The following is an 8266-nucleotide window of genomic DNA, read 5'->3' as shown; positions in this document are numbered from 1 at the left end:
GTTGCGTCCCCTGGTCCATGGTGTTCACGGCCGTATTGATTTCCTGCAGGCCCGTCGATTGCTCACGGGAAGCCTCGGCGATCGCGTGGACGTGCTGGTTGATCTCCTGCACCTCATGAACGATGGCGTCGAGCGCCTTGCCCGTTTCGCCGACGAGGGCAACGCCGGTCTGGACATGTGTGCCGGAATTGGTGATCAGCGACTTGATCTCCCTTGCCGCATTCGCAGAACGTTGCGCCAGTTCGCGCACTTCCTGAGCGACGACTGCAAAGCCCTTGCCCGCTTCGCCCGCACGTGCTGCCTCGACCCCGGCATTCAGGGCGAGCAGGTTCGTCTGGAAGGCGATGTCGTCGATCACGCCGATGATATTGCTGATCTCGGCCGAGGACTGCTCGATCTGCTGCATCGCCTTGACGGCATTGCGGACGACTTCGCCGGACTTCTCGGCGCCTGCGCGGGTGCGGGCAACGAGTTCGCTTGCTTCCTGCGCGCGGCGCGCGGCGTCCTTTACAGTCGTTGTTATCTGTTCCAGAGCGGCAGCGGTTTCCTCCACGGAGGCGGCCTGCTGCTCCGTGCGCTTGGAAAGTTCGTCGGCCGATGAACGGATTTCATTCGCCCCCACGCCGATCGCCCGCGCATTGGCGCCGACGGCGCGCATCGCCTCGTTGAGCTTTTCGACCGAATGGTTGAAGTCGTGGCGCAATCCATCGAGATGTTCTGCGAACGGAACATCGATATGCGAGGCAAGATCGCCCGATGCGAGACGGCGCAGCCCGTCGCCGAGCGCCTCTGCCGCGCCGGATAATTCCGCCGCTTCGCGAGCCTTCTGGGCGTCGCGCTCGCGGCGTTCGCCATCGGTCAGGTTGCGATCGACTTCCGCCTGGGCTTCGAGCTGGATGCGCTCGATCGCGTTGTTGCGGAAAACTTCGAGCGCTTCGGCCATCTGGCCCACTTCGTCGCGGCGCTCAAGGCCCGGCACATCGCCGTCGGTCTCGCCTTCGGCAAGGCGTGTCATTCGTTCACGAAGCTTCGCCATCGGCGACGTGATGCCGGCCTGTGCGATGACGACGCCGAGCGCGATGGCGCAGATAACGGCCGCCGCGACTATCGCAAGGCAGAGATTGATGCGGTCATTGACGCTTGCCGAAACGGCGTCTCCGCCATCGTTGAGCATCGACATCAAGGCATCGTTATTCGCCGTCATCTTCGGTGTCAGTACGGTGAGCTTGGCGTTCAGCTGAGCGGCTGCAATCTGGGCTGCGGCGCTGTCGCCGGACTTGCTCATTTCGGCGACCTTGTTTGAAATCGTTTCTACTTCGGCGATTCCACTGAGAATATCGTCTATCGCTGGCTTACGGCTGGGCACCAGAACGGCCGCCTCGTTAAGACGGTCACGCGCTTGCGGCAGCTTGCTCGGTGTGGAAAGCGCGGTATGGAAAGCGGGCGTGCCCGCCTTCAGGCTCGCCAACCTCGTGGTCTGCAGCACGGCGGCGACGACAGAGGCGCTGGCGCGCGCGCCTTCCATGGCCGCCAATGCTTCATGGTCGATGAAGGCGCTGTATGTCGCATCCGCATGACGGAATTCGGTGATGACGTAAATCAAACCGCCCATGGCGATCATCCCCAGAAGCATGAGGATGGACATGATCTTGGTTCGAATTTTCAGGTTCTTCAGCAGTGTTCGCATGGAAAATATCCGCTTTCTTAGGCCTTCTGCTTGCCCGGTACTCTCGAAAATCTATGGTTCGAAACTCGGCATAGAGCTGCGGCATGTTCGAAATGATGTGGTGAGGCTCGACGTCCGCGTCATGCAGCCGGCTGAAAAAAGCCGTCGTCGTCTGCGGCATAAGAATCGATATTGCTTAACGGTAACCTAACGTTCAAAGGCCGATCCCCAGTAATGCGAGGCGCGCATTTCGCGCAATTTCCTATGGTGGAATCTCGCTCGGAGTATGGGGCGTCTTGTCCCGGAAGAAGAGGTTCGTCTAAAGCTTCTAGCACGGCTCGCCACCCGGCGGCGGACAGCATGAGCCGGCCGAGCGGCACCCAATCCATCGCAGCCGGGTCGCCTGTTTGCCGCTGACCATCTTCAATTCGCCCGAGCAGGATGAAGAGGGTGTAGCCCCAGAAGACGGTGAAGAGATCGATGCCGACAGGATCGGCTAGGCGGGATGAGGAGGCCGATCTCTGCACGCGCCTTTTGTCCGACCGGATATCCGTTGCCGCGCGTTAAAGCCGACGATACCCATCTGCCGCACTTCGGCACTGCCGTTTGCCATCGTCGAGACGGTGCGGCCCGGCGCATATTCCCCGAAACGCATGACTCTGATACAGGGATCACCGAGCGACGATGCCCCGACCCCACGAGCCGGACATGAGACAATCTTTCCTCGCCTCTACAAGGTTTAAGGTTTTTTTAACCTTACTGCAATTAGTAGCTGCATTGTATGCGGCACCTGGCTTTGCGCAGCAGACGCCGTCGTCGCTGCCGCTGCTTTTTGATGCTCGCGAAAGACTTGCCAAGCCGGACCTTTCGTCGCTCGTCCGCCTCCGATTTCTCACCTCAGTCGACTTCCCGCCTTTCAACTTTACCGATCAGAACGGCAAGCTGGCGGGTTTCAATATCGATCTGGCCCGCGAGATCTGCGATGAATTGGAAGTTGCTGCGAAATGCCAGATCCAGGCACTACCCTTCGCCGATCTCAAGGAAGCGCTTGCAGCCTCCCAGGGCGATGCCGTCATCGCGGGACTGGCCGTAACCGCGGACTTGCGAAAGCAGTTCACCTTCACCCGTCCCTACCTCATGCTGCCGGCCCGCTTTGTGCGCAATGCGAAGGCACAGATCAACGGGAATACCGCCGCATCCCTCTCCGGACGTCAGGTCGGCGTCGTCAAGGCGACGGTCCATGAGGCCATGCTTGCCGCCTTTTTTCCGGCAATAAAAGCCGTGCCTTTCGAGAACAAGGAAGCGATGCTTGCCGCTCTGAAGGATGGCAAGGTGGATGCCGCCTTTGCCGATGCCCTGCAATTGTCCTTCTGGGTTTCCTCCCAGGCGTCAGCAAAATGCTGTGCGCTCTTCGACGGCCCTTATCTGTCGGAGCAGTTTTTGGGGGAAGGCATGACGATCATGCTTCGCCAGAACGACGGCGTATTGACCGCAGCATTGGACCACGTGCTTGCAGCGCTTTCCAAAAACGGCCGCCTGCAGGAAATCTATTTGCGTTATTTCCCTTACGGGCTCTTTTAACCCTTGCGGAAGCGGGCGATCGCACTGCGTTCGATGGCAGCGCAGGTGAGCTTGTCGAGTTCCAACCTGTCGCGGAGCATGCTGAGCAACCGAAGCTCCTCGGCCTTGACCGAAAGGTCGGCGGAGGCGACTTCGACGGCAAGTGCATAGGCGGTATCATAGAGCCGCGAAGGCAGCGTGTCCTTCACCGTTTCCAAAACGACATCCAGCCCTTCCGGTCCGGCCAGCAGCGATGCGCAGTCGCGGGCAATCGAAATCAGCTTATCGTGGTCGAAATCCTTGAAGACCGGTAGAAAGCCGATCAGCTGGCCGATGCGCTCCATTTCCCGGTCGTTCATCGTGCTGTCGACAGCGGATGCCATCACCATCACGTATATCAGCGCGTCATGGGCGGAAAGCGGCTTGTTCATTCGGTCATTCCCTCTGTTTCGGCAGGAGTCTAGGAATTGCCGTGCGCCATTACAAGGGATCGCTAGATCGGATCGAGAGGATTGTCCGGCGGCGGTCCGGGCGGCAACGTCAGCGGCGCGCCCTTGCGCGGATCCTCACCATAGATGCCTTTCTTCTCCGCTTTGGCCTTCGCACCGGCTTCGATCAGTGCCGATTCGGCCGCCGCATCCGCCCAACCGTTTTCGACGAGCCATTGAGAAAGGTCCTGCGCACCGATCTTGCAGGAGGCGGTCGTGATACCGGTCCAGTTGACATCCTCCAGATCGCAGGTGACCGAGCGCAGTCGCAGAAAGAGCCGAAAATTCGTCTTCGCCAGCATGCCGCACGGCCATTCGTTCCCATCCGGTTCTTTGCAGACCTTGTCGGCCTGTGTCGGAACGATACCGGCAAGGCGCAGCTTCCTGTTTCCGAAGGCGAGAATGCCTGCACTCTCGGCGACCGGCCTCGGCAATGTCGCGGCCTTCTGCGGCTCCGGCTTTGGCTTTTCCGGCTCGGCTGTGGCAACCCGTTCGAGCGGCTTGCCATCCGCCTGCGCTGGATAAAATCGACTGGCTTCATCAACCGGCCGCGCGCTCATGCTGATCTTTGGATCGGGAAGGGCAAACGGCGGCTTTGGAGTCTCCTTGGATTTGGCAGTTGTGACGGGTTCTTCGCTCGCGGTTGCCGCCGCGTCCGGTTCGCCAAACCGCTCCCTGCCTGCCGCCAGCACCCCGGCGACGATTGTTATTCCCGCAACAGCTGTCAGAAGTGCTGCAGGCCGCATGGAAGATTTTCCTATTGGCTGGCCCAGATAATGCGCGCGATCCAATCCACATCGGAAAGCTCGATCGTCCGGTTTGGATGTTCGGGATTGAGAGACATCAGTTCGATGGAGCGCGGGCTCTGGCGCAGTAGAACCTTTGCCATCACCTCGCCCTCTCGCGTCTTGACGACGACGCGATCGTTGCGGCGCACCTGCGCGCCCGGCTCGACGATCAGCACGTCACCGTCGCGATAAAGCGGCATCATGCTGTCGCCCTGCACTTCGAGCGCATAGACACCAGCCTTCTGCGAGGGGGCGGCTGGAAATTCCACCACATCCCATCCCTGGCCTGCCGGGAAACCGCCGTCGTCGAAAAAGCCACCCGCACCGGCCTGTGCGAAGCCGAGCAGGGGAATGGAGCTTCCCTGCGACGGGAATGTGCCGTCCGGCAGCCCGGACAAGTTGTTTGCAGGCCGCATGAAGCCCATGAACTGCTCCATGGTGGCGCCTGTCGCATCGAGTACCTTGGCAATCGATTCCGTCGAAGGCCAGCGCAGGCGGCCATCGGCAGACAGCCGCTTGGATTTGTTGAAGGAGGTGGGGTCGAGGCCCGCCCGGCGAGCAAGACCAGACGGCGTCAGGTCATGCCGTTGGGCAAGCCTGTCGATCGCTGTCCAAATCTGCTCGTGTGACAGCATCTTGCCTGATCCTGCGCCCCGCGCCGCTCTCCAATCGGCAGGCAGACTAACGCCAAGCTTTCTCAGAGTAAAGTAAAAAGAGGAATAAAATCCTGTCTTGGAGTCAGGCGACCATCGCCATGTTGATCTTGCCGAGCTGGATGACGGCCTGGGTGCGGCTGTCGACGTTGAGCTTCAGGAGGATGGCCGAGACATGCGCCTTGATCGTCGCTTCGGAAACGCCGAGTTCGTAGGCGATCTGTTTGTTGAGCAGACCTTCGCCGAGCATGGTGAGCACGCGGCTTTGCTGCGGCGTCAGCGTGTGCAGGCGGTGAATGAGATCGGCCACGTCCGGATCCTGTTCATGGCCGTCGCGATAATTCTCGGGCGTGGCAATATCGCCGGCAAGCACAGTCTGGATGCTGCTGCGGATATCTTCGATGCCGGACGACTTGGAAATGAAGCCGGAAGCGCCGAGTTCCAGCGCGCGGCGGATCGTCGTCGCGTCGTCGGTTGCGGAGATGATCACGATCGGCAGGCTGGCGAATTCGGCACGCAGAGCCATCAGCCCGGAAAAGCCGCTGACGCCCGGCATGGCAAGATCGAGCAGCATGATATCCGCGTCCGGATGATCGGTTGCGGCAGCACGCGCGGCCGAGAAATCGCCGGCTTCCACGATCGCGTGCTGCCCCTCCATGCCGGTCACGGCCTGGCGCAGCGCATCCCGGAAAAGCGGATGGTCGTCCGCAATGATCATCGTCTGTTCCTGCATCGAAAACTCCCTCCCAAGAGCTCGATTCCATCCCCTCATGTGCGAGGCTACGCGCCGCACATGCCTTCTGCTTCATACTACTACATCAAATCAGGTCTTCTGCGGAAGAGGCGCGGACTTTTCTTCCTCCTGGAATTGCTTCACCATGCCCATGAAGCTCTTCATCATTCGCTCCATGATGCTGATCGAGCGGTCGATCTCGGCATCGGTGGGCAGCGCCTTGTTGACGATGCTCTTGTTTTCGAGCGCAGTCACGCGGTCGGAAAGCCTGTCGAGTTCGTCGTCATAAGCTGCGCGTTCGTCCGCCGCCATGCGGCATACCAGCGAACCGTCCTTTTCCTCGCAAAGCGCCATCGCGCCGGTATGCTTGTCGAGGCGGACGAAATGGTCTCCGCTGCGCTCGAGCTGGAAGCGCGCCGGGTCCTGCTCGGCGGCGAGCGCTGTCAGCGGCAGAAGAATTGCGGTAATCCCGATTGCGATCGTCTTCATGATTGATCCTCCGGATTTCTGTTGCGGCTATCCTGTTTTTCATGGGGGAGCCGTGGACATCGCCGTTCCTTTCCGGCAAAGCGCTCACCTACAGCATCAGCCATTGCATGAGGCCATCATGAGCGTGACACCCGTCGTTTACAAGATCGTGACCGAGGCTCTCTGGCAAGAAGCCAGGCAAAGCGGCGTTTTTCGCGGCGCAGGCATCGACCTTAAGGACAATTTCATTCATCTCTCGACGGAAAGGCAGGTGCGACGGACCGTGGCCCTGTTTTTCGCAGGCCAGCCCGGTCTGCTGCTCATTGCCATTGATAGCGGCAAGCTCGGCGACAAGCTGATCTTCGAACCCTCCAGGGACGGCGATCTTTTCCCGCATCTTTATGCCGAACTGCCGCTTTCGGCGGTTATCTGGGAAAGGCCGTTGCCGCTCGATGATGCCGGACAGCATATCTTCCCGGAACTCCTGTCATGATCGGCGCGTTCAAGCACACTGCCCGCAAGGGGCTCTTCCTCTTCGATCCCGAAACGGCGCACGGCATGTCAATCGCCGCGCTTAAATCCGGCCTGGTTCCCGCCTGCCGTATTTCGCCTGATCCGCGGCTGGTGCAGACGGTCGCCGGCCTCACCTTCGAAAATCCGCTCGGCATGGCAGCCGGTTACGACAAGAATGCCGAAGTTCCGGAGGCCCTCTTGAAGCTCGGTTTCGGCTTTACCGAGATCGGCACGGTGACGCCCAAGCCGCAATCAGGCAATCCGCGCCCGCGCATTTTTCGTCTGGTGGATGACGAAGGGGTTATCAACCGCCTCGGCTTCAACAACGAGGGTCATGACGCCGCCTTCCGGCGTCTGTCGGCGATCCGCGGCCAGGGCATTATCGGCGTCAACATCGGCGCCAACAAGGACAGCGAAAACCGCATCGCCGACTATGTGGCCGGCATCCGCCGTTTCTATTCGGTGGCGCGCTATTTCACCGCCAACATCTCCTCGCCGAATACGCCGGGCCTGCGTGACCTGCAGGCACGTGAGAGCCTGGCCGCTCTTCTGTCCGCCGTAATTGCCGCCCGCGATGAAGAGGCCGCGAGATCGGGCCGGACGATCCCGGTCTTCCTCAAGATTGCGCCCGATCTCACCGAGGAGGGCATGGACGATATCGCCGCCGAAGCGCTCACCCATGGGCTGGAGGGCCTGATCGTCTCGAACACGACGCTCGCCCGCGACAGTCTGAAGGATCAGCGGCAGGCGAAGGAAGCGGGCGGTCTTTCCGGCAAGCCGCTTTTCGAGAAGTCGACCGCGGTTCTCGCGAAAATGCGCAAGCGCGTCGGCGCAGCGCTCCCGATCATCGGCGTCGGCGGCGTTTCCTCGGCGGAGACAGCGTTAGAAAAGATCAGGGCAGGGGCCGATCTGGTGCAGCTTTATTCTGGCATGGTCTATGAGGGCCCGGGTCTTCCGGGCAAGATCGTGCGCGGCCTTTCAAAGCTCCTCGACCGTGAGCAGGTCTCGTCGATCCGCCACCTGCGAGACACGCGCGCTGATCACTGGGCCACCCGAAACGTCTGATTGGCCCGACGCTTCACCAGATGTGAGCTTGAGCGTCCGAGGAGAGCCATGACAACGCTTGGGATTTTACGATCTGAGGGAATGCAACATAGAAACGCGAGACGCTGGCAAGCGCGAGAGCGCCGCCCAGCACGGCGCATTTGCGGATATCCATGGTCGACGTCTTGGCTATTCTGAATCAACCCGCACTGGCCCGCTGCCCGCATCATGAAGGTGAAATTCAGCTTCGGCGGCGCCTCAGTCGTCTCGGGAGACGGTCTTCACTCTTGACGGAGACTCGCATGTCCGCGAGAGCTTCACCCCGCTGTTCGTCCCATCAGTCTCCCGCCATT

9 protein-coding genes are annotated in these 8266 nt (G+C 60.5%); 3 read left to right on the top strand and 6 right to left on the bottom strand.

What is annotated here, in order from left to right; genetic code table 11:
- A partial coding sequence (locus C9413_RS23135; RefSeq protein ID WP_170250954.1) for a methyl-accepting chemotaxis protein occupies positions 1 to 1678 on the bottom strand: 1678 nt, incomplete at its 3' end.
- 696 nt (positions 1679 to 2374) lie between these two features.
- On the opposite strand from C9413_RS23135, the gene C9413_RS23130 reads away from it, so the two are divergent.
- The gene (locus C9413_RS23130; RefSeq protein WP_170250953.1) at positions 2375 to 3247 is read left to right on the top strand and encodes a transporter substrate-binding domain-containing protein; all 873 of its coding nucleotides are present in this window, start codon (positions 2375 to 2377) and stop codon (positions 3245 to 3247) included.
- Here C9413_RS23130 and C9413_RS23125 read toward each other — a convergent pair.
- The 5 genes from C9413_RS23125 to C9413_RS23105 form a co-directional block, all read right to left on the bottom strand.
- Positions 3244 to 3657: a tellurite resistance TerB family protein gene (locus tag C9413_RS23125; RefSeq protein ID WP_039843844.1), complete on the bottom strand. Its 414-nt coding sequence runs from the start codon at positions 3655 to 3657 to the stop codon at positions 3244 to 3246. The two genes, C9413_RS23130 and C9413_RS23125, sit on opposite strands and share 4 nt — an antisense overlap.
- Before the next feature lie 62 nt (positions 3658 to 3719).
- Complete coding sequence (locus C9413_RS23120; RefSeq protein ID WP_039843845.1) at positions 3720 to 4460, bottom strand: hypothetical protein; 741 nt, start codon at positions 4458 to 4460, stop codon at positions 3720 to 3722.
- 11 nt (positions 4461 to 4471) lie between these two features.
- Positions 4472 to 5137 (bottom strand): helix-turn-helix transcriptional regulator, encoded by a 666-nt coding sequence (locus C9413_RS23115; RefSeq protein ID WP_039843846.1) that lies wholly within the window; start codon positions 5135 to 5137, stop codon positions 4472 to 4474.
- A 103-nt stretch (positions 5138 to 5240) separates the two neighbouring features.
- Complete coding sequence (locus tag C9413_RS23110; protein ID WP_039843847.1) at positions 5241 to 5888, bottom strand: response regulator transcription factor; 648 nt, start codon at positions 5886 to 5888, stop codon at positions 5241 to 5243.
- Positions 5889 to 5978: 90 nt separating this feature from the next.
- The gene (locus C9413_RS23105; RefSeq protein ID WP_039843848.1) at positions 5979 to 6377 is read right to left on the bottom strand and encodes a hypothetical protein; all 399 of its coding nucleotides are present in this window, start codon (positions 6375 to 6377) and stop codon (positions 5979 to 5981) included.
- A 118-nt stretch (positions 6378 to 6495) separates the two neighbouring features.
- Between C9413_RS23105 and C9413_RS23100 the strand changes: the two genes are divergently transcribed.
- Together C9413_RS23100 and C9413_RS23095 are read left to right on the top strand one after the other, a co-directional pair.
- Positions 6496 to 6849, top strand: coding sequence for a DUF952 domain-containing protein (locus C9413_RS23100; protein ID WP_039846607.1), 354 nt, complete (start codon positions 6496 to 6498; stop codon positions 6847 to 6849).
- Positions 6846 to 7934: a quinone-dependent dihydroorotate dehydrogenase gene (locus C9413_RS23095; RefSeq protein ID WP_039843849.1), complete on the top strand. Its 1089-nt coding sequence runs from the start codon at positions 6846 to 6848 to the stop codon at positions 7932 to 7934. The genes C9413_RS23100 and C9413_RS23095 overlap by 4 nt, the downstream gene beginning before the upstream one ends.
- Positions 7935 to 8266 lie beyond the last annotated feature (332 nt).

Origin of the sequence: Rhizobium sp. SEMIA 4085 (genome assembly GCF_013004495.1) — a bacterium.
Classification (GTDB): Bacteria; Pseudomonadota; Alphaproteobacteria; order Rhizobiales; family Rhizobiaceae; genus Rhizobium; species Rhizobium gallicum.
The sequence above is the reverse complement of the archived record's forward strand: the minus strand, read 5'-3'. Positions and strand labels throughout refer to the sequence as shown.